The 19,109-nt window shown below is 71.2% G+C and carries 20 protein-coding genes and 2 pseudogenes; 10 read left to right on the forward strand and 12 right to left on the reverse strand.

Annotated elements, in window-relative coordinates; translation table 11 throughout:
- Window positions 1-542: 542 nt before the first annotated feature.
- Both cseB and ACLHRZ_RS33085 read left to right on the forward strand, forming a co-directional pair.
- The gene (gene cseB, locus ACLHRZ_RS33080) at window positions 543-1,265 is read left to right on the forward strand and encodes a two-component system response regulator CseB (protein ID WP_490422302.1); all 723 of its coding nucleotides are present in this window, start codon (window positions 543-545) and stop codon (window positions 1,263-1,265) included.
- A 5-nt stretch (window positions 1,266-1,270) separates the two neighbouring features.
- Entirely contained in the window at window positions 1,271-2,524 is a 1,254-nt protein-coding gene (locus ACLHRZ_RS33085) for an ATP-binding protein (RefSeq protein WP_490422303.1), read from the forward strand.
- A gap of 38 nt (window positions 2,525-2,562) precedes the next feature.
- On the opposite strand, the gene ACLHRZ_RS33090 is transcribed toward ACLHRZ_RS33085, so the two are convergent.
- Window positions 2,563-2,937, reverse strand: coding sequence for a cupin domain-containing protein (locus ACLHRZ_RS33090; RefSeq protein ID WP_490422304.1), 375 nt, complete (start codon window positions 2,935-2,937; stop codon window positions 2,563-2,565).
- A 100-nt stretch (window positions 2,938-3,037) separates the two neighbouring features.
- On the opposite strand from ACLHRZ_RS33090, the gene ACLHRZ_RS33095 reads away from it, so the two are divergent.
- Complete coding sequence (locus tag ACLHRZ_RS33095; protein WP_490422305.1) at window positions 3,038-3,514, forward strand: MarR family winged helix-turn-helix transcriptional regulator; 477 nt, start codon at window positions 3,038-3,040, stop codon at window positions 3,512-3,514.
- Window positions 3,515-3,519: 5 nt separating this feature from the next.
- Complete coding sequence (locus ACLHRZ_RS33100) at window positions 3,520-3,717, forward strand: hypothetical protein (RefSeq protein ID WP_490422360.1); 198 nt, start codon at window positions 3,520-3,522, stop codon at window positions 3,715-3,717.
- Here ACLHRZ_RS33100 and ACLHRZ_RS33105 read toward each other — a convergent pair.
- Window positions 3,657-3,950, reverse strand: a pseudogene (locus ACLHRZ_RS33105) (transposase); the annotation flags it as partial. The gene ACLHRZ_RS33100 and the pseudogene ACLHRZ_RS33105 sit on opposite strands and share 61 nt — an antisense overlap.
- A 72-nt stretch (window positions 3,951-4,022) precedes the next feature.
- Window positions 4,023-4,196: a hypothetical protein gene (locus ACLHRZ_RS33110; protein WP_490422306.1), complete on the reverse strand. Its 174-nt coding sequence runs from the start codon at window positions 4,194-4,196 to the stop codon at window positions 4,023-4,025.
- Between the two features lie 769 nt (window positions 4,197-4,965).
- Here ACLHRZ_RS33110 and ACLHRZ_RS33115 point away from each other — a divergent pair.
- The gene (locus ACLHRZ_RS33115) at window positions 4,966-5,307 is read left to right on the forward strand and encodes a lysozyme family protein (protein WP_490422307.1); all 342 of its coding nucleotides are present in this window, start codon (window positions 4,966-4,968) and stop codon (window positions 5,305-5,307) included.
- A 154-nt stretch (window positions 5,308-5,461) separates the two neighbouring features.
- On the opposite strand, the gene ACLHRZ_RS33120 is transcribed toward ACLHRZ_RS33115, so the two are convergent.
- Together ACLHRZ_RS33120 and ACLHRZ_RS33125 are read right to left on the reverse strand one after the other, a co-directional pair.
- Window positions 5,462-5,848, reverse strand: a complete 387-nt coding sequence (locus ACLHRZ_RS33120) for an SSI family serine proteinase inhibitor (RefSeq protein WP_490422308.1) — start codon at window positions 5,846-5,848, stop codon at window positions 5,462-5,464.
- A gap of 380 nt (window positions 5,849-6,228) precedes the next feature.
- Window positions 6,229-6,618, reverse strand: a complete 390-nt coding sequence (locus ACLHRZ_RS33125) for an SSI family serine proteinase inhibitor (protein WP_490422309.1) — start codon at window positions 6,616-6,618, stop codon at window positions 6,229-6,231.
- A 282-nt stretch (window positions 6,619-6,900) separates the two neighbouring features.
- Between ACLHRZ_RS33125 and ACLHRZ_RS33130 the strand changes: the two genes are divergently transcribed.
- From ACLHRZ_RS33130 to ACLHRZ_RS33145, 4 genes and pseudogenes are all read left to right on the forward strand, one after another.
- Window positions 6,901-7,050 carry a lysozyme family protein gene (locus ACLHRZ_RS33130; RefSeq protein WP_490422310.1) on the forward strand — a complete coding sequence of 50 codons (150 nt, stop codon included), beginning with the start codon at window positions 6,901-6,903 and terminating at the stop codon, window positions 7,048-7,050.
- A gap of 100 nt (window positions 7,051-7,150) precedes the next feature.
- Window positions 7,151-7,351, forward strand: a pseudogene (locus ACLHRZ_RS33135) (phosphotransferase); the annotation flags it as partial.
- 381 nt (window positions 7,352-7,732) lie between these two features.
- Entirely contained in the window at window positions 7,733-8,521 is a 789-nt protein-coding gene (locus tag ACLHRZ_RS33140) for an ABC transporter ATP-binding protein (RefSeq protein WP_490422357.1), read from the forward strand.
- A 73-nt stretch (window positions 8,522-8,594) separates the two neighbouring features.
- Complete coding sequence (locus ACLHRZ_RS33145) at window positions 8,595-11,132, forward strand: ABC transporter permease (protein WP_490422311.1); 2,538 nt, start codon at window positions 8,595-8,597, stop codon at window positions 11,130-11,132.
- 64 nt (window positions 11,133-11,196) lie between these two features.
- On the opposite strand, the gene ACLHRZ_RS33150 is transcribed toward ACLHRZ_RS33145, so the two are convergent.
- Both ACLHRZ_RS33150 and ACLHRZ_RS33155 read right to left on the reverse strand, forming a co-directional pair.
- Complete coding sequence (locus ACLHRZ_RS33150) at window positions 11,197-11,604, reverse strand: hypothetical protein (RefSeq protein WP_490422312.1); 408 nt, start codon at window positions 11,602-11,604, stop codon at window positions 11,197-11,199.
- A 248-nt stretch (window positions 11,605-11,852) separates the two neighbouring features.
- Window positions 11,853-12,527 (reverse strand): GntR family transcriptional regulator, encoded by a 675-nt coding sequence (locus ACLHRZ_RS33155; RefSeq protein WP_490422313.1) that lies wholly within the window; start codon window positions 12,525-12,527, stop codon window positions 11,853-11,855.
- A 153-nt stretch (window positions 12,528-12,680) separates the two neighbouring features.
- Between ACLHRZ_RS33155 and ACLHRZ_RS33160 the strand changes: the two genes are divergently transcribed.
- Window positions 12,681-13,913 carry an RNA-guided endonuclease InsQ/TnpB family protein gene (locus tag ACLHRZ_RS33160; RefSeq protein ID WP_490422314.1) on the forward strand — a complete coding sequence of 411 codons (1,233 nt, stop codon included), beginning with the start codon at window positions 12,681-12,683 and terminating at the stop codon, window positions 13,911-13,913.
- A gap of 79 nt (window positions 13,914-13,992) precedes the next feature.
- Here ACLHRZ_RS33160 and ACLHRZ_RS33165 read toward each other — a convergent pair whose 3' ends face one another.
- The 5 genes from ACLHRZ_RS33165 to ACLHRZ_RS33185 are packed head-to-tail and all read right to left on the reverse strand — an operon-like array spanning window position 13,993 to window position 19,088.
- On the reverse strand, window positions 13,993-15,363 hold the full coding sequence (locus ACLHRZ_RS33165) for an aldehyde dehydrogenase family protein (protein WP_490422315.1): 1,371 nt from the start codon (window positions 15,361-15,363) through the stop codon (window positions 13,993-13,995).
- A complete protein-coding gene (locus ACLHRZ_RS33170; protein ID WP_490422316.1) occupies window positions 15,360-16,364 on the reverse strand; it encodes a proline racemase family protein in 1,005 nt (334 codons plus the stop codon). Before ACLHRZ_RS33170 ends, ACLHRZ_RS33165 begins: the two co-directional genes overlap by 4 nt.
- 28 nt (window positions 16,365-16,392) lie before the next feature.
- Window positions 16,393-17,301: a dihydrodipicolinate synthase family protein gene (locus ACLHRZ_RS33175; RefSeq protein ID WP_490422317.1), complete on the reverse strand. Its 909-nt coding sequence runs from the start codon at window positions 17,299-17,301 to the stop codon at window positions 16,393-16,395.
- Between the two features lie 16 nt (window positions 17,302-17,317).
- Window positions 17,318-18,793 carry an FAD-dependent oxidoreductase gene (locus ACLHRZ_RS33180; RefSeq protein WP_490422318.1) on the reverse strand — a complete coding sequence of 492 codons (1,476 nt, stop codon included), beginning with the start codon at window positions 18,791-18,793 and terminating at the stop codon, window positions 17,318-17,320.
- Entirely contained in the window at window positions 18,774-19,088 is a 315-nt protein-coding gene (locus ACLHRZ_RS33185) for a (2Fe-2S)-binding protein (RefSeq protein ID WP_490422319.1), read from the reverse strand. Before ACLHRZ_RS33185 ends, ACLHRZ_RS33180 begins: the two co-directional genes overlap by 20 nt.
- Between the last annotated feature and the right edge of the window lie 21 nt (window positions 19,089-19,109).

A 19,109-nucleotide genomic window follows, 5' to 3' on the forward strand; every position in this document is an offset into this window, starting at 1 on the left:
AACTACATCATCCCCAGCGTCTTCAACGCGAAGGCGACCGAGGCCGTGGCCTCGGCGGTGAAGCAGGCGGCACAGGCGGTGCCCCAGGCGCAGTGAGCGCCCGCTTGGGCTAGCGGCCCGCTGTCCCCCGCACCTCGGGGGACAGCGGGCCGACCTCACGGTTCAGAACCTCATCGAGACCCCACCCGACGAGGTGGGCGACCAGCCCGCACACGGCTGCCCAGGCCACCCGCCGCGCCGAGCTCCGGACATTCGCCCGGATGACCCAGGGCGGACGCTCCCTCGTGTGGCACCCCATCGGCGCCCCCTTCCATCGGGCGCGGCCCCTGTCCGTGGCCGCACAAGAAGCACCGAAACGAGCATAAACGGATAAAGGTCAATCATTGCCGCAATTCATCTGATTGGCCTAGCGGGATTCGTATCGGCCACGTATCGGCGAACGCTTCGTTCCTCATCGAAAGCCGTGCGCCGGGCCGTGCCGCCCGATGTGTGCCATATCGTTCTCGAGGATCGTTCCTTCCCCGAACAGGAGTCGCCCGCTCGTGTCCTCACCCGTCCCGTCTCCGGCCTCTCCGCGGCCTGTTCGTGTGCTGCTGGTGGAGGACGACGACCTGATGCGCCGTTCCTTCACCGTCGCCCTGGAGCGCTACGGCTACGAGATGGAGGCCGCGGCCGACGGGCTCACGGGGCTCGAACTGTTCCGCGACGGGAGCTTCGACCTGCTGGTCCTGGACGTGATGCTGCCCGGCCTGGACGGGATCGGCCTGTGCCGCAGGGTCCGGGAGACCAGCCTGGTGCCCGTCCTGATGATGTCCGCCCGCGGCGACGGGCTCGACGTCGTCGCCGGCCTGGAGGCCGGGGCGGACGACTACGTGGTCAAGCCCGTGGACACCTCCGTGCTCGTGGCCCGCATCCGCTCGCTGCTGCGGCGGGCGGCCTATCCGCCTGCCGCGGAGCCCGAGCAGGCCGTGAACGACAGCGAGGTGCTGGTCTTCGGGGACCTGACCATCGACACCGGCGGCATGGAGGTCTTCGTCTCGGGGAACCCGGTGGCGCTGACCCCGACCGAACTGAAACTGCTGCTGGAATTCGCCGCCAGCCCGGGCATCGTGCTGGAGCGGCACACCCTCCTGCGCAACGTCTGGGAGTACGGCTGGGACGGCGACAGCCGCGTCGTGGACCTGTGCGTGCAGCGGCTGCGCAGGAAGCTGGGCCGGGACCGGATCGAGACGGTCCGCGGCTTCGGCTACAAGCTCAGGCGCTGAGACCGGTGCGCCCGTTCTCCCGGCTGCGGCCGGAACGCGTGTCCCTGCGCTGGAAGATCGCCGCACTGGCCGCGGCCACGGCGTGCCTGGTCGCGGCGGCGGTGGGCGTGCTGGTGCACCTGTGGACCGCACGGGACATCCGTGAACGGGCCCAGATGCGGGCCTTCAACAGCGTGTACGCGGCCATGGACGTCTACCGGCGCACCGGCACGCTGACGGACGGCGCCGAGCTCGATCCGCCGGAGCTGCCCGCCGCGTTGCGGCACCCGGCCGACGGTGACCGGCACACGGCCTACGACGGGCGCGTCGAGGGGAACACGGGGCCGAGCGTCTGGGCCGCCCAGCGGGTCGGCGGTCCAGGCAGCCCGGTGCTGGCCGTCCGGGCCAACATGAGCACGGAGCTTCACACGTTGCGCCAGCTCGACGCCACCATGGCCGTGGCCTCGCTGGTCGTCCTCGCGGCGGCGACGCCCCTGGCGGTCTACGGGGCCGGGCTGCTCGGCCGCCGGCTGCGGCGGGTATCCGAGACGGCGGGGCGGATCTCCGCCGGGGATCTCGATGCCCGGACCGGGCCGACCAAGGGCGGCGACGAGGTGGCCGACATCGCCGCCACCGTCGACCTCATGGCCGACAGCCTCGGCCGACGGCTGCGCACCGAGCGCCAGTTCACCGCGGACGTGGCCCACGAGCTGCGCACTCCCGTCGGCGGCCTGCTGGCCGCCGTCGACCTGCTGCCGCCCGGTGAGACGGAGGACCTGCTCCGGGCCCGGGTGCGCGATCTGCGCGGCCTGGTCGAGGATCTGCTGGAGATCTCCCGGCTGGACGCGGGCGCCGAACAGCCGGTCCGCGCCCACGTCCCGCTCGGCGCGGTCGTGACCGAGGCCGTGACACGCACCGGCCTCGACGCCGAGGTCACCGTCGCCGATGCGCAGGACGTGGAGACCGTGGAGACCGATCCCCGCCGCCTCGAACGCATCGTCAGCAACCTCGTCGTCAACGCCCACCGGCACGGGGACGTCCCGGTGCAGGTCACCGTCGAGGGCCGGACGGTCGTCGTGCGCGACCACGGCCCCGGCTTCCCTCCGGACCTGCTGCTGAACGGCCCGCGCCGCTTCCACACCGGCGCGAAGGAGCGCGGCTCGGGGCACGGCCTGGGCCTGACGATCGCCCTGGGCCAGGCCCGGCTGCTGGGCGCCGGACTAGACCTGTCCAACGCCCCGGACGGCGGCGCCGTCGCCACCTTGCGCCTGCCGCACTGAGCCGGGGCCGACGCCGTCGTCCTGGGCCCCGTGGCCGGTCACTGTGCCCACGGTGGCGCGACGACGGTGGCGCCGATGGTCGCCCGCATGCCCACCGAGGTCACGGCGGTGAGCGTCGCGGGGGTGTGCGGACAGGCGTTGCGCAGCTGCAGGAGGGCGTGGGCGGGCACGATGAGGGCGTCCCCGGGGCCGGCGGTCACCTCCTGTCCGGCGATGCTGGCCGACACCTTGCCCTCTGCGACGACGAAGACCTCCTCCCGGTCCATGTGATGGCTCTCGCTCTGTGCGCCCGGCGGTATCTCCAGTGCCCAGACGGCCAGTTCGGTACTGCCCCGCGAGGGAACGGCGAGCGGACGAAAGGTGAAGCCGTGACGTTCGAAGACCGGCGCGTCGGCCAGTGTGGACAGGGGCATGGGTTCCTCCCGAAGACATGGTCAATCTGGTTGACTACTTCACCGTAAGTGCTGTGCGAACATAGGTCAACCACGTTGACCATCTCCTCCAGGAGGGCCGATGACGTCCCGCTCCCGCCCCGAGCCCGGCCGGATCCCCCTGCAACTGGCCGTCGTCCACCGGGCGATGACGGACCGCTTCCACGACCGCCTGGCCGAACTGGGCCGCGAGCCATTGCGCCCGGCCCACGGCCACACCTTCCGCTACCTCGCCGCTCACCCGGCCGCCACGACGGTCGACCTCGCCGCCCACCTCGGCATCACCAAGCAAGCCGCCTCCAAGGCCGTGGCCGAGCTCCAGGACTGGGGCTATGTCGAGCGCCTCCCCCATCCGACCGACAAACGCGCCCAGTTGCTCACCCTCACCGAGCACGGCCGCGACTACCTGCACCTGGCCGACGAGTTGTGGACAGAGGTCGAACAGCACCTCGGCGAAGTCATCGGGCCCGACCGACTCGCCTCCCTCAGCCGGGCCCTGGACACCTATATCGACCACACCTACGGCGACGAGCCCGTCCCCTTCCGCCCGGTATGGTGACCGGCATGCCTGCGTGGCATGAGGTCGGCACACCGCTCGCCCGGGAACTGGGCGAGCAGGTGTCCGGCACCCGGCCGCTCACGCCGGCCCGCCCGGCGATGACCTGGGCCGCCCGCACGCAGAAAACCGGCCCGATCGTGCGGAGCCAGTCGCGCAGGAGGCCGATGACCCCGGCGGCCGCCCAGCGGCGGGCGGACCCGTAGACCGTGCGCCAGGGCAGGTAGCCGGTGGGCATGGCCTGCCATTTTATGCCGTTATCGACCAGATAGCGGATGCCGCCCACGATCTCCCGGCGGGGCCATTTCTCCGGACGACCGCCCGTTCGCAACGTGCAGGCTAGCGACAGGAGGAGAGGTTCGAGCAGGGCCCACTTGGCATCCGTCATGTCCGAGGGTAGCGGGGTGTACGCGTCACCAGGCGAAAAGGGCCGGTCCATCTCGCCGTGAGACGGACGGACGTGGACCGGCCCTGTCTCTCCTTCACTAATGCGCCGACCGTCGCCCTGTGGTCACTGGACCTGCGGGTGGGCGATCATCTCCAGCGAGCTCTGGATCGCGTTCATCTGGGAGACGACGTAATTCACCCAGCGACTCTTGGGGAACAGCCGGACGTGCGGGGAGTTCCTGGATCTGGTCGGGGCCTGCGTCCCGTCCGGAACCACCTCGACATCGGCCTTCCGCACACGAGCCTGCACGCTGCCTGGAGCCGCCGGATGTGCGCTCCCGCCTCTTGAGCACCCTGGAGCAGCGCGGCTACGGCTACTGGGCACTCGGCCACGTCCACCGGCGCCTGAGCCTGGACCGGCGACCGGGGGTTCTTCAAACTCGCGGTCGACAGAGGAAAGGTGACGGTACGCAACGCGCCCTGCGCGCCCGTCCGTTACGAGACGCTGCACTTGCCGTGCATCACCACCGCCGAAGCGGACATCCGTCTGGCATTCGCCTCATTGCCCGCACGGCCTCCGGACCAAGGTGCGGTGGTGTGCACGACGAGCCCCGCCGTGCTCGCCCTTGCACGGGAGATGACCCCTCATGGGCGATGGTGCGCGATGGGCGTTGAGTGCCCACACAAGTTCGTCGGCCTGGCGGCTTACGACCGCGGCCGACGTGGGACGGATTCCCAGCCCGCGGCGCGAGCCGCTGGTTTCACGCCTGTAAAAGTTGGCGTGGGCAACAGTGCACAACACGCTCAGGAGGCTCGGCAGAGGCGGAGCGGCCGTTGCGCGATCTACCAAGTGGCCGAGGAGTTACTCCGTCGCTTCGCAGGCGGAACGCCGGAAACCGGGTACCACACCACCCCGAATACGTCATCCCGACCGGCCCCAAGTACCGCTCTCGCGCCCTCGGGCTCCTCCAGGCGGCCGGCACACAGATGATGGACACAACAAGGTCCTCACCGCCCTGTCCATACTCGGACAGTCCTCATCGTGGCTCGATACGGTCCTGCGCCGCATGAACGACGAAGCGGACGGAAACCCAGCATTTGTCAACACGTGGGACGAGAACTGGCAGACCGGCACACCGTCTGTCGGCTTCACGCAAGTGATCGGGCCCACGTTCGACGCCTGCGAGGGACCGTTCCGCAACACCGGCCCGTTCCTTTACGGAACGTCCGTCAGCCCACTGGCCAACATCTACGCAGGACTCAACTACGCCCTGCACCACTACGTTTCGCTCTCCGCCCTGGGCCGGGCGGGCACAGCTCAGGCGGCTGCCTGCCCCCAGGACTGTCCCTGGTCCACAACGGCTCGGGACGTCCCCAGACCGTATTCACCCCGGCACAGTGGAACCTGATCGCCCAGCACAAGAAGACCAACTCAGGCCCACGGAACGGAGAAACGCAGGGCGGCGCGCCCGTGATTCACCTGCACGCCGCCCCCGGCATCCCCGGTGACCAGCAGATCGCGGCCGCAGTGCGACTCGTGGATGCCTTCTACACCTGGCAGGTTCAGGGGATCGGAACGAGATCGCCCAAGGATGCTCGCGCACACTCAAGGTTGGGGTATTCCATGAAATTGACCTTGATCTGCTTCTTCCAGACGCCTCTAATGTCGACGCCCACCCAGTCGGTCACGGGCTCCGAGCAGGAAGGGTGAGAACCGGGGCGCCACGATGTCCAGTTGCCGTGTACCTTTTGGAGCTCGCGGCACGCGGCACGCACATCCGGGTGATCGCCCCGGTCCGGGCCGCATGTGAATTTGTATATGTAGCTGTCCTCCCCATGAAATACAGTAATGGTTGCCTGGTCCTGCTTCAAGTCATAGTTCGGGTCGGCGTGTGCCGATCCGGCCATGGGCAAGGTGAGAGCCGCAACGGCCGCGGCGACAGCAGCCATGCGGCGCCCGGACCTGAAATGGCGAATAGACATGAAACCCCCATGCGTGGTTGTGCCTTGACATCGTTCCCGGATCGGATGATGCGGGATGAAGGTGATAACAGCATCTACGAGAGGGCTTTGTCGAGAGGCTCGAAATCAAAGTCCACGAAATGCGACTTACCGCAAACAGAAGTATCGTTCCGGTCGGAATCCAGCCTGCAGAGATCGACTATCAACTCTCGGCAACTCCGGCCCGTAGAACGGGGAACGGGGAACGGGGAACGGGGAACGCGCGGCAGCGTGCCGGTTATACGCCTGCACGCCGCCCCCGGCATCCCCAGCGAGCAACAGATTGTGTCCGCGCTGCGATTCACGGATTCCCTCTACAGCTGACAGGCTCAGCGGAACGGAGCGAGCACGCCCAAGGATGCTCGCGCACACTCAAGGTTGGGGTAGTGCAGATACTCCACGAAAATGGAGCCCTTCCACGCGCCGTAGGCATAGCCGTCCACCGGGTCGGTGGCGGGCATCGAGCAAGAAGGGTGAGAAGCGAGATCCCACGATGTCCCGTTGCTGTGTTCCTTCTGGAGCGCGCGGCACGCGGCCTGCGGATCCGGCAACACTGCGCTCCGGTCCGGACTGCAGTACAACGCGGCTTCAGAGAACTCTTCACCCCAGGACAAGCTAATGGTTGCGTGCCTCCACTTCCCTTCGTGGTTCGGGTCGGCATGTGCCGATCCGGCCATGGGCAAGGTGAGAGCCGCAACGGCCGCGGCGACAGCAGCCATGCGGCGCCCGGACCTGAAATGGCGAATAGACATAAAACCCCCATGCGTGGTTGTGCCTTGACACCGTTCCCGGATCGGATGATGCGGGATGAAGGTGATAACAGCACCCGCGAGAGGGCTTGTCCAGAGACTTGAAACCGAACTCCACCGAATGCGGCATACTTTAGCCAGACGTCTCGTACCGGTCGAAAGCTGGCCTGCAGTGATCAACCATCGACTATCGACGAGTTCATCGAACCAACGGTGAGAGCCCGTACAGACCCTGGTCCGTTCCTGTACGGGATGTCCGTCAACCCGCTGGCCAACATCCACGCAGGACTCAACTACGCCCTGCACCGCTACGGTTCGCTCTCCGCCCTGGACCGGACCAGCGGATACGGCTCCGGCGGCTACCTGACCCCGGGACTGTCCCTGGTCCACAACGACCTCTGATTTCACGTCCTACGTGGCGATCGTGCTGTTCGGCGACTGGGACGAGGTGTGGGCCGACGCCCCGCGGGCATGCGCGGCGGCAGGTCCCCCGTGTAGGCGGGTGCGGCGCTGGCTGGAGCCGGTATGGGGGTTGCGGCTGCCGCCGGTCGACTACGCCCACAACGACCTGAACCTGTCGAACATCCTCACCGACAGGGAACGGGTCACGGGTGTGGTGGACCGGGACGAGTTCGGGCTGGGCAGCCGTGCGCTGGATCTGGTCGCCCTGGCCCTGGACTGCGAGCGCGGCGGCGCGCACGCCGCGGCGAACCGTATGCCGGCCCGCGCGGCCCGGGTGGCCGGTGGCGACGGGCTGCGGTGCCTGGTCGGCTACCGGACGATCGCCCTGCTCGCCCATACCGCCCGCCATCGGCACGCGTACGGTGAAGCCCTGGCGGACGCGGAGTGTGCGGCCGTCCCGGCCGTCCTCGACAGGCTGTCGGCGGCCGCGCGGCCCGGGCAGCCGACCGCACCGGCGGCCGGCCGGCGCCCCGGCCGCTGCACCCTTGCTGCACAGCAGCGCCCGACCCGATACACGGCGGCTACCCCGCTGCCGAGATCCCGATACGTTCCCCGGACATCCTCCGACGTGCACCTTTCCGCACTCGAAGAGGAGTCCCCCGTGACCACCACACCCGGTGACCTGCTCGCGCTGCACCCGGCGACCGGGATCGCGGCCGCCACCACCGACCTGTCGAAGGTCTACGGCAGCGGCGAGACCCGTGTCGTCGCCCTGGACCGCGTCAGCATCTCCTTCCGGGAGGGCGAGTTCACCGCGATCATGGGCCCGTCCGGCTGCGGCAAGTCCACCCTGATGCACTGCGCCGCCGGGCTCGACTCCTTCGACTCGGGCTCCGTCCGCATCGGCACCACCGAGCTGGGCTCGCTCGACGACCGGCAGCTCACCGCGCTGCGCCGGGACCGGATCGGCTTCGTCTTCCAGGCGTTCAACCTGCTGCCGACGCTGACCTCGCTGGAGAACATCACGCTGCCGCTGACCATCGCGGGCCGCCGGCCCGACCCGCAGTGGCTGGACCACGTGGTCTCCATGGTCGGTCTCTCCGGGCGCCTCGACCACCGGCCCGGGCAGCTGTCCGGCGGTCAGCAGCAGCGCGTCGCGGTGGCCCGCGCCCTGGTCTCCCGGCCCTCGATCGTCTTCGCCGACGAGCCGACCGGAAACCTCGACTCGCGCGCCGGCGCCGAGATCCTGGGCTTCCTGCGCGACTCGGTGCGCGAGATGGGCCAGACCGTGGTCATGGTCACCCACGACCCGGTCGCCGCCGGCTACGCGGACCGCGTGGTCTTCCTCGCCGACGGCCGTCTCGTCGACGAGATGGCGCGCCCCACCCCGGACCGGGTCCTGGAACTGATGCGGCATTTTCCTGGGGGAAACCCCCAGACCCCCGCCTCCGACGCCCGACGCACCGGCTGACCGCGTCGCCCCCGCACCGACCCAGCCGCCCGCTCGCACCCGCCGAGCCCGCCTCCCAGGATCCGCCACCGCCATGTTCCGCACCGCCCTGCGCAACGTCCTTGCGTACAAGGCCCGCCTGTTGATGACCGCACTCGCGGTCGTGCTCGGCATCGCCTTCCTCTCCGGCAGCCTCGTCTTCGGCGACAGCCTGTCCCAGGCGGCCGCCGCCAAGGCGACCGACGGCTACACGCGCATCGCCGTCAGCGTCTCCCCCAATGCCCCGCCCGGCGGCGAGGCCCGGCAGGCCGGCATCGACGCCCGCACGGCCACCGCCCTGGCCAAGGTTCCCGGAGTCGCGGTCGCCGCGGGCCGGGTCGACGGTTTCGCCGCCGTCGCCGACCGCGACGGAGGGCTGATCGGCCACGGCTCGTCCCACCAGGGCGGCAACTTCGCCCCGGGAGCGGACGGCACGGACCCGGCCTACCGCTTCGTCCAGGGTGCCGGACCGGCCGAGGACAGCACGGTCGCCCTCGACGAGAACACGGCGAAGCAGGGCCGCTACCGCGTCGGTGACACCGTCCGCGTCGCCACCGGCAAGGGCGCCGCCACGTACACGCTCAGCGGGGTGTTCCGCACCGACGGAACCAAGCTCCCCTCCGGCGGCAGCCTCGTCCTGTTCACCAACCCCGCTGCCCAGCAACTCTTCCTCGAATCCGGCAAGTTCCGCAGCATCGAGCTCACCGCCGCCCCCGGCACCACCCCGCAGCAGCTCCTCGAGCGCGTCGAGCCGCAGCTGCCCAAGGGCACCAGCGGCGTCACCGGGGCCCGGCTCGCCCAGATCCAGCAGAACCTCGCCACCCACGACAGCGACACCATGAGCCAGATCCTGCTCGGCTTCGCCGCGGTCGCCCTGTTCGTCGCCGCCTTCCTCATCTCCAACACCTTCTCCATGCTGGTCGGCCGCCGCACCAGGGAGCTGGCCCTCCTGCGGGCCGTCGGCGCCTCGCGCAAGCAGGTGCGCCGCATCCTGCTGACGGAGTCCGTCCTGATCGGCGCGGGTGCCTCCGCGGTCGGCCTCGTCATCGGCACCGCGGTCGCCGCCCTGCTGCGGACCTTCCTCACCTCCGCCGACTCCCCGTCGGGACCGCTGGTCGTCTCCCCGGTCACCGTGATCGGCTCCCTGTTCGTCGGCACGGTCCTGACCGTGGTCGCCGCATGGCTGCCGGTCCGCCGGGCCATGGCCATCCCGCCCGTCGCAGCACTCGGCACGGCCGAGCCCACGGCGCCCGCGCGCGCCGGCTCCCTGCGCACCGGCCTCGGCGCCGCGCTCGCACTGACCGGCACGGCGACCGTCGTGTACGGGGCCCTGAGCGGAGGGAAGGACGACCGGACCGTCATCGGCCTCGGTGCGGCCCTCGCGCTGACCGGCGCGATCGTCCTGATCCCGCTGCTGTCCCGGCCGTTCGTCGCCCTGCTGCAGCCGCTGCTCACCCGCCTCCAGCCGGTGCACGGCACCCTCGCCGCCCGCAACACCGTGCGCGACCCGCGCCGCACCGGCGCCACCGCCGCCGCCCTCGCGATCGCCCTCACCCTCGCCTCGGGCCTCTCCGTCCTCGGGGCCTCCACCGCCCGGTACCTCGACCGCGCGACCACGCACGACTTCACCGCCGGCTACCTGGTCAAGGCCGCCGACGGCATGCAGCTGACTCCCGGTGCGGCGGCGGACCTCGCGAAGAAGCTGCCCGGCTCCGCGGTCAGCCCGCTCAACCAGTCCACCCAGTACCGCCTGGCCGGCACTCAATCCGTCCTGACCGGCGTCAACCCTGCCGCGATCGACCGGCTGTTGCGCTACGACGTCGTCGCAGGCTCCCTCAAGAGCCTTGCCGAGGGGAAGATCGCCGTCGCCGACTTCAAGGCCAAGGAGGCCGGCTGGCACCTCGGCCAGACCCTCCCCCTCCAGCGCCCCGACGGCGGGCACGGCAGCGTCACCATCGGCGCCGTCTACCACGCGGACCCGCAGAGCAACCTGATGCCCAGCATCACCGCGCCCGACTCCCTCGTCGCCCGCTACGACCGCGCCCCCAACACCGCCGCGATCCTCGTCTCCACGGACGGCGGCCCCGGCCAGGCCGCGCGCCGCTCGGTCGTCCACGCCCTCGGCGACAACCCCGCCCTGGCCGTCCTCGACCGGGACGGCGTCAAGGCCCAGTACAGCGGGGACATCGGCGGCCAGCTCAACGTCTTCTACGCCCTGTTGGGCATGGCCCTGGTGATCGCCGCCCTCGGCATCGCCAACACCCTCGCGATGTCCGTCCTCGAACGCCGCAAGGAGCTCGGCACCCTGCGCGCCGTCGGTCTCGACCGCGCCGGAGTGACCCGGATGATCCGCCTGGAGGCCCTGCTCGTCGGCGCGCTCGGCGCGAGCGTCGGCACCGTCCTGGGCGTCTTCCTCGGCTGGGCGCTCGGCCGCACCCTCCAGGAGAGCGTCGAAGGCTACGCGTTGGTCCTTCCCTGGGGGCGGCTCGCCCTCGGCATCGTGATCGCCCTGGCGGGCGCGCTGCTCGCCTCGCTCTGGCCCGCCCGCCGGGCCGCCCGCGTCGACATCCCGGCTGCGACGTCGGCGCAGTAGGCCTCCCGGAAACGGCCATCGGCCGGACGCCGCCCCGCGGCGTCCGGCCGATGTGGTGTGTGTCCTACCAGTTGCCGCCCCAGTCGGCGTGGCTCCCCTCGGGGCAGGTCAGGCGGAAGTCCCACTGCCCCGAGAAGGTCTCGGGGAACAGGTGGCGGCCGTCCGTGCAGTCCACGTACACGCGGTACGAGGTGCCGTTGCACGTCGTGAAGGCCTTGCGGCCGCCGTCCGTACGGCCGTTCCAGCACTTCGCGGCCGCATCGCGGTCGGCGGAGCTCGATGCGCGCTGAACCGGGGTGTTCTGCGCGACCGGCGTCACTCCGGCCGTGCTGTTCTTGCTCTGACCGTCGGTGCCGACCGCATGGGCTTCGGCGGCGTTGTGCGCCGGGTCGGCGCCTGCCGGTGCGGCAAGGCCGGCGACCGCCGTGATGGTGGCCGCTGCGGCAACTGCGGCGTTCCTCAGGAACGTCACGTTCTCCTCCGAGTGATGGATGTTGAGGCAGGTACGAGGTTGTTCTCGCCCTTTCGCCGCCATCGTGGACGATTTCGTCCCTGGGAGAAGTTGGTGACGTTTTGGGGAGCGCACGGGAAGAAACGTCACCAACAGGGCATGTGTGACGGCCCGGTTGTGACGCGCTCCCGCGAACGTGTGGTCAGCACTGATCAGTTGCCCCTCCGGTGGAGGTACGAAATCGCCACCGGAGGGGCACCCGTGCTGCGTTACGACGCCCCGTCGCTCTTCGCCCACAGGGAGCGGACGTGCCCCAGGTGGCGGGCCATGCACGTCTCCGCCTTCTTCGCGTCGCCCGTCAGCATCACGTCGAGGAGCTCGAGGTGTTCCTCGGCCGAGGGGAGCAGCTCGCCGTGCTCGTCCAGGCCGGTGAGCCCGTACAGACGGGAGCGCTTGCGCAGGTCGCCGACGGTCTCGACGAGCCGTTCGTTGCCGGAGAGAGCCAGCAGGGAGAGGTGGAACTGCCGGTCGGCCTCCAGGTAGCCGATGAGGTCGTGGTCGCGGGCGGCCCGCACGATCTCCTCGGCGACCGGGCGCAGCGCCCCCAGCTGTTCGCGGGTGGCGGTGCGGGTGACCCGGCCGACCATGGGGATCTCGATCAGGGCGCGGATCTCGGTGTACTGGTCGAGGTCGCGTTCGTTGACCTCGGTGACGCGGAAGCCCTTGTTGCGGACCGGCTCGACCAGGCCCTCGCGGACCAGGTCGAGCATGGCCTCGCGCACGGGGGTGGCGGAGATGCCGAAGTCCTCGGCGAGGCCGGGCGCCGAGTAGACCTGGCCCGGGCGCAGTTCACCGGATATCAGGGCGGCCCGCAGGGCGTGGGCGACCTGGTCGCGCAGCCGTTCCCGGTTGGCGTTCAGGTCGCGGTGCTTCAGATGCCCCATCAGTTCTTCTTTCAAGGGGCCACCGGCTTTGCCGGTGGGGGGATCGAATCCTTTGGAGGCGCAAGGCGCCGGAGCTCATTTCGTTGTCAGTGCCTGGCGGTAGAGTGACTCCGCCTGCATTGACCGGCACAACCGCAAGGGAGGGGAACGGGCTTGATACGTGCGTACAAGTTCCTTCTCAGGCCCACTGCCGGTCAGGAAGCTGCGCTGCGGGCAATGCTGACTGACCACTGCTGCCTGTACAACGCCGCGTTGCAGGAGCGTCGGAACGCCTACCGGCACGTCTCGAAGACGACTGTCCGGTATGGCGATCAGTCTGCGCAGCTCAAGGAGATCCGGGCGTTCGATCCGGAGTGTCAAGGCCGATGGTCGTTCAGCTCGCAGCAGGCGACCTTGCGTCGGTTGGACAAGGCGTTCGCCGCGTTCTTCCGACGTGTCAAGGCCGGTCAGGCCCCGGGCTATCCCAGGTTCAAGGGCGCCGGCCACTTTGACACCGTCATCTTCCCCAGGGACGGGGACGGTTGCCGCTGGAACTCCACTCCGCATGACCGGCAGGTCCGCGTGCGCCTGCAAGGCGTCGGGCACATCCGGGTACACCAACACCGGGCAGTCAAGGGCCGCGTCAAGACGATCGCGGTGAAGCGGGAGGGCCGCCTGTGGTACGTCATCCTGACCTGTGACGACGTACCCGCCCAACCGCTTCCGGCCACCGGCTCGATCATCGGCATCGACATGGGCACCGTGCATTTCTTGACCGACTCGCGCGGCAACCATGTAGAGAATCCGCGCTTCCTGGCATCGATGGCAAACGAGCTGACCGCAGCCCAGCGACACCTCGCGACGTTTCCCAAGCGCACGAAATGCCGCTCCAAGAAACACAAGACGGCCGCCCGCAGGGTGGCCAGGTTGTATGCCAGGATCCGGCGGCAGCGGGCCGACTACCACCACAAGCAGGCCCTCGCCCTGGTGCGTGAGCATGACGTGATCGGGCACGAGAAGCTGAACACGGCGGGCATGACCAAGAGCCCGCAACCGAAGCCCGGACCCGGCAACGACGGCACGTTCCTTGCGAACGGTGCCGCCGCCAAGGCCGGGCTCAACCGAAGTATTCTCGACGCGGGTTGGGGACAGTTCCTGGGAATCCTGGCGCACAAGGCTGAAAGTGCCGGTCGCCGAGTGATCCCGGTGAACGCCCGCAACACCTCCCGCACCTGTCCGCCAGCCGCCGGAGGCTGCGGGCACACAGCAGCGGAGAACCGCGTCACCCAAGCGAAGTTCGAGTGCGCCATGTGCGGGTTCACACAGAACGCCGATACGGTGGGCGCGCTGAACGTTGCACACAGGGCCGGGCTGGCCCTCTGCGACGGTGCTCAGCCACCGACGTAGGAAGCCCTCGACCTTTAGTCACGGGTGGAGTCACGGCTGTGTGATCCCTTCGGCCGCAGCGGGTGATCACTGTACAATGTCACGTTGTTCTTGCAGGTGACAGGGTGTAGGTGCGGCTGGAGGCGTAGAACTCCAGGGCGGCGCGGCCCTGTTCGCGGGGGCCGTGGCCGGAGGACTTGGTGCCGCCGAAGGGCAGGTGGAAGTCGACTCCGGTGGTCGGGGCGTTGATGCGGATCATGCCGGTGTCCAGGCGGTCGAGCCCGTGCAGCGCCGCGTCCAGGTCCGTGGTGTGGACCGAGGTGACCAGGCCGTACGGAACGGAGTTGGTGACCCGCACCGCTTCGGCCAGGTCCTCGGCGGACAGCAGGGCCGCAACGGGCCCGAAGACCTCGTCGTGCAGCAGCCGGTGACCGGGCGGCACCTTCTCGGCCAGCACCGGGGCCGCGTACCAGCCCGGGCCGTCCGGCACGGTGCCGCCGGCCAGGACGACCGACCCGTGGCAGGCCTCCTCGACCTGGCCGCGGGCCTGTTCGCTGATGAGCGGCCCGCACACGGTGGCCGCGTCGGCCGGGTCGCCGGCCGGGACCGTGCGCAGGGCTTCGGCGAGCGCCTCGCGCAGCGGCGCCAGGGCCGCGCCGACGGCGACGACGCGGCTGGTGGCGGTGCACTTCTGGCCCGCGTATCCGGCGACAGCGGCGGCGATGTGGGCGGCGGCCTGCGCGATGTCGGCGTCGGGCAGGACGATCGCCGCGTTGAGGCCGCCCATCTCGGCCTGCACCGGCACGCCCCGGGCCGTGGCCCGTGCCGCCACGGCCCGGCCTACGGCCGTCGAGCCGGTGAAGGAGACGACGTCGGCGGTGGAGACCAGGGCGTTGCCCTCGGCGGCGCCGCCGGGAAGTACGGTGAACACGGCCTCGGGCAGGGCGTGTTGCACGATGCCGGCGAGGCGCCGGGCGCAGGCGGTGGCCTCGGGGGCGGGTTTGAGGACGACCGTGTTGCCTGCGGCGAGTGCGGGGGCGGCCTTCCAGCTCGGGATGGCGAAGGGGAAGTTCCAGGGGGTGACCAGCCCGGCGACCCCGTGCGGGCGGCGGCGGGTCAGCAGCAGTCCGGCGCCCGCGGCGGTTTCGTGGACGGCGCCGGCCGGTTCGTAGGGGGCCTGGGCGTAGTAGCGCCAGATCGCGGCGGCGCGGGCGACCTCGGCGCGGGCCTCGGCGACCGGCTTGCCCACCTCGCGCACGGCCAGCGCGGCCAGTTCGTCCGCGGCGGCCTCGATGCCGGCGCCCACCGCGGTGAGCGCGGCCGAGCGGGCGGCCGCGCCGCCGGCCTGCCAGCCGGGCTGGGCGGCCCGGGCCCGCGCGACGGCGTCCACGGCGGCGGCGGGTCCGGGGGCGGTGAACCGGAGGACCACGTCGGCGGGATCGGCGGGGTTGCGCGAGACGAGAGTGGTCACAGCAGGAATCCTCCGGGGAAGGGGTCGTCCGGGTCGAGGAAGTACTGGGCGGTGCCGGTGATCCAGGCGCGTCCGGTGACGGTGGGGATCACGGCGGGCAGCCCGCCGACCGTCGTCCCGGCGACGAGCCGGCCGGTGAACTGCGTGCCGATGAAGGACTCGTTGACGAAGTCGCGGCCCAGCAGCAGCCGGCCGCGGGCGTGCAGCTGGGCCATCCGGGCGGAGGTGCCGGTGCCGCACGGCGAGCGGTCGAACCAGCCGGGATGGATGGCCATCGCATGCCGCGAGCGGTGCTCGTCGGAACCGGGCGCGGCCAGGTAGACGTGCTTCACCCCGGTGATCGCGGGCTGTTCGGGGTGGACGGGCCGGTCGGGCGAGGCGTTGATCGCGTCCATGACGGCGAGCCCGGCCGCCAGCAGGTCGTCCTTGCGGGCGCGGTCGAACGGCAGGCCCAGCGCGTCGAGTTCGACGAAGGCGTAGAAGTTGCCGCCGAAGGCGAGGTCGTAGGTGACCGTCCCGTACCCGGGCGCCTCCGCCTTGCGGTCGAGCCCCGCGCAGAACGCGGGCACGTTGGTGAACGTGACCGCCTTCGCCGCGCCGTCCTGCACCCGGACGTCGGCGGCCACAAGGCCGGCGGGGGTGTCGAGGCGCACCGTCGTCACGGGCTCGGTCACCTGCACCATGCCCGTCTCGACGAGGACGGTGGCGACGCCGATGGTGCCGTGCCCGCACATCGGGAGCACTCCGGAGACCTCGATGTAGAGGACGCCGACGTCGGCGTCGGGCCGGGTGGGGGGCTGGAGGATCGCGCCGCTCATGGCGGCGTGGCCGCGCGGTTCGTACATCAGGAGCGTGCGGAGGTGGTCGAGGTGCTCGATGAAGTGCAGCCGCCTCTCGGCCATGGTGGCGCCGGGGATCACCCCGGCGCCGCCGGTGATCACGCGGGTGGGCATGCCCTCGGTGTGGGAGTCGACTGCGTGGAAGACATGGCGCGTCCGCATGAACTGCCTCTCGGTCCGGGGTGGGGGGTCAGCGGTGGCCGTCGGCGACGGCCTTCTCGGTGGCGGACCGCACCGCGGCCCGGGTCTCCCCCGTCAGCGCGGAGCGCGGCGGGCGGACGGGCCCGCCGTGGCGTCCGGCGATGTCCATGGAGAGCTTGACGGCCTGGACGAATTCGGTCCTGGAGTCCCAGCGCAGCAGCGGGTGCAGGGACCTGTAGAGCGGGAGGGCCGTGGCGAGGTCGCCCGCGACGGCCGCGTGGTACAGCTCGGCGCAGGCGGCGGGGAAGGCGTTGGGGTAGCCGGCGATCCAGCCGACGGCGCCGGCCAGGGCGAGTTCGAGCAGGACGTCGTCGGCTCCGATCAACAGGTCGAGCTCGGGGGCCAGTTCGGCGAGCTCGTAGGCCCGGCGCACGTCGCCGCTGAACTCCTTGACGGCGGCTATGGTGCCGTCCTGGTGCAGCCGCGCGAGCAGGCCGGGTGTGAGGTCGACCTTGGTGTCGACGGGGTTGTTGTACGCGACGACCGGCACGCCCGCCCCGGCGACCTCGGTGTAGTGGGCGCGTACGGCCTGTTCGTCGGCCCGGTAGGCGTTCGGGGGCAGGAGCAGGACGGAGCCGCAGCCCGCCTCGGCCGCCTGCTGTGCCCAGCGGCGGGACTCGGCGCTTCCGTAGGCGGAGACCCCGGGCATCACGCGGGCCCCGTCGCCGGCCGCGGCGACGGCGACCTCGACGACCCGGGCCCGTTCCTCGTCGGTGAGGGTCTGGTACTCGCCGAGCGAGCCGTTGGGGACGACACCGTCGCAGCCGGCGGCGATCAGCCGGCGGACGTGTTCGGCGTAGACGTCGTAGTCGACGGACAGGTCGTCGCGCAGGGGCAGGGCGGTGGCGACCATGATGCCGCGCCAGGGGCGGGCACTGTTCCAGCCGGTGGGGGTCATTGCGGCGGACCTCTCTCTACGGTGCGGCGTTCGGCTGATCGGCGCACTGGGCGAGCGCCGGGATCGGGACGGGCACGGCGAACGGGCGGCGTTCGGGCGGAGGTTCGGGGATGCCGTCGCGTGCGGCGAGGCAGGCCACGGCCGGGCCGCACATCCGTCCCTGGCACCATCCCATGCCGGCCCGGGTGAGGAGCTTGGCGGTCCGCACGTCCCCCGCCCCCAGGCCGTCGACCGCCTCGCGGATACGCCCGGCGGTGACCTCCTCGCAGCGGCACACGTCGGTGTCGTCGGTCAGCCACTGCCGCCATCCCGGGCCGGGGGCGTGGGCGGCGCCCATGGCGTCGGCGAAGGCGCGCAGCCGGTCCCGGCGGCGCCGGAGCTCCCGGATCCGGCTGCCGCGGGCGCGCCCTGCGCCCAGCCGGGCGGCGACGGCGCTGCCCGCCAACTCGCCTTCCGCCAGCGCCAGTCGGACGCCGCCCGCTCCCCCGGTCTCGCCCGCCGCCCACAGGCCGCGCACCGAGGTCTCCTGGAGACCGTCCAGGACGAGTGCCAGGCATCCGTCCACCGTCGTGCGGGTCGCGCAGCCGAGCGCCGTGGCCAGTTCGATCTGCGGGACCAGGCCGTGCCCGACGGCCAGGGCGTCGCAGGCGATCCGGCGGTCCGACCCCTGTACGGGCCGCCAGGTGCGGTCGAGCCGGGTCACGGTGACGGCCTCCACCCTGTCGGTTCCGTGCACGGCGGTGACCGCGCTGCGCGACCGCAGCCGCACCCCGTGCCGCAGCAGCGCCGCGCCGTGGGCGAGCGCCTCGGCGGCCTTGTGCGGGTTGGCGGCGAGGGCCCGGGGGTGCCGGGCGTAGGCCAGGTATCCGGACGCCTCGACCAGGGCGGGCACGTGCGCGCCGGCCGCGGCCAGCGAGGAGGCGACCGCGAGCAGCAGGGGGCCGCTGCCGGCCACCACGATCCTTCCCCGAGCTCTCGGCTTCGCCCGAGCAGGGGATGTCCCGATGCCGGGCAGCACCAGGCCGGACTTGAGCATGGCCTGCGCTCCCCCGGCGCTCACCACGCCGGGCACGGTCCAGCCGGGGAAGGGGAGGTGGCGTTCGTACGCGCCGGTCGCCAGCAGCACCGCGCGGGCCCGCACCCGCACCGGCTGCTCGTCGCAGCCGTCGGGCCCGGTGAGACAGTGCACCGACCAGGCCGGTGCCTCGTGCGTGACGCTCCACACGTGGTGCCCGGGCAGGTGCCCGACGCCGCTCTCCGCCAGCCGGGTGCGCAGTCCGGCGTAGGCGGACCAGTCGTGGTGCAGGGCCTCGGGCCGTGCTGCGCGGGCCTGCGGTGCGGGGTGCCGGTAGAACTGGCCGCCGGTGTGCGCGGCGGCGTCCAGCAGGGCGACGCGCAGGCCGAGTTCGGCGGCGGTGACGGCGCCCGCGAGGCCGGCGGGGCCCGCGCCGACGACTGCCAAGTCGTACGGTTCAGACGCCGAGGCGGTCAAGGCCGTGTCCTTCCTGGGTGGTGACCGCGTCGCCGGGGCGGGCGGGGACCAGGCAGGCCCGGCGGTTGGGGCTGCCGTTGACGGTGGCGAGGCAGTCGAAGCACTGGCCGATGCCGCAGAACGCCCCGCGCGGGCGGCCGCCGTCGCGGGTGGTGCGCCAGGCCAGGATCCCGGCTCCCCACAGGGCGGCGGCGACGGTCTGTCCGGGCAGGGCGGTGACGGGCCGGCCGTCGAAGGTGATCTCGAACGGCGGATCGGGCTGCGCCCCGACGAGGTCGGCGGGGGTACGGGCCACCGGGGGCCTCCTCTCGGTGAA

This window comes from Streptomyces sp. AM25 (genome assembly GCF_058146165.1).

Excerpts from the sequence above, each read along its gene's own strand:
- ACLHRZ_RS33090 (WP_490422304.1), bottom strand. The coding sequence starts at position 2,937 with ATGCCCCTGTCCACACTGGCCGACGCGCCGGTCTTCGAACGTCACGGC.
- ACLHRZ_RS33095 (WP_490422305.1), top strand. The coding sequence starts at position 3,038 with ATGACGTCCCGCTCCCGCCCCGAGCCCGGCCGGATCCCCCTGCAACTG.
- ACLHRZ_RS33120 (WP_490422308.1), bottom strand. The coding sequence starts at position 5,848 with ATGGCTGCTGTCGCCGCGGCCGTTGCGGCTCTCACCTTGCCCATGGCC.
- ACLHRZ_RS33145 (WP_490422311.1), top strand. The coding sequence starts at position 8,595 with ATGTTCCGCACCGCCCTGCGCAACGTCCTTGCGTACAAGGCCCGCCTG.
- ACLHRZ_RS33115 (WP_490422307.1), top strand. The coding sequence starts at position 4,966 with ATGAACGACGAAGCGGACGGAAACCCAGCATTTGTCAACACGTGGGAC.
- ACLHRZ_RS33130 (WP_490422310.1), top strand. The coding sequence starts at position 6,901 with ATGTCCGTCAACCCGCTGGCCAACATCCACGCAGGACTCAACTACGCC.
- ACLHRZ_RS33100 (WP_490422360.1), top strand. The coding sequence starts at position 3,520 with ATGCCTGCGTGGCATGAGGTCGGCACACCGCTCGCCCGGGAACTGGGC.
- ACLHRZ_RS33175 (WP_490422317.1), bottom strand. The coding sequence starts at position 17,301 with ATGACCCCCACCGGCTGGAACAGTGCCCGCCCCTGGCGCGGCATCATG.
- ACLHRZ_RS33125 (WP_490422309.1), bottom strand. The coding sequence starts at position 6,618 with ATGGCTGCTGTCGCCGCGGCCGTTGCGGCTCTCACCTTGCCCATGGCC.
- ACLHRZ_RS33170 (WP_490422316.1), bottom strand. The coding sequence starts at position 16,364 with ATGCGGACGCGCCATGTCTTCCACGCAGTCGACTCCCACACCGAGGGC.
- ACLHRZ_RS33155 (WP_490422313.1), bottom strand. The coding sequence starts at position 12,527 with ATGGGGCATCTGAAGCACCGCGACCTGAACGCCAACCGGGAACGGCTG.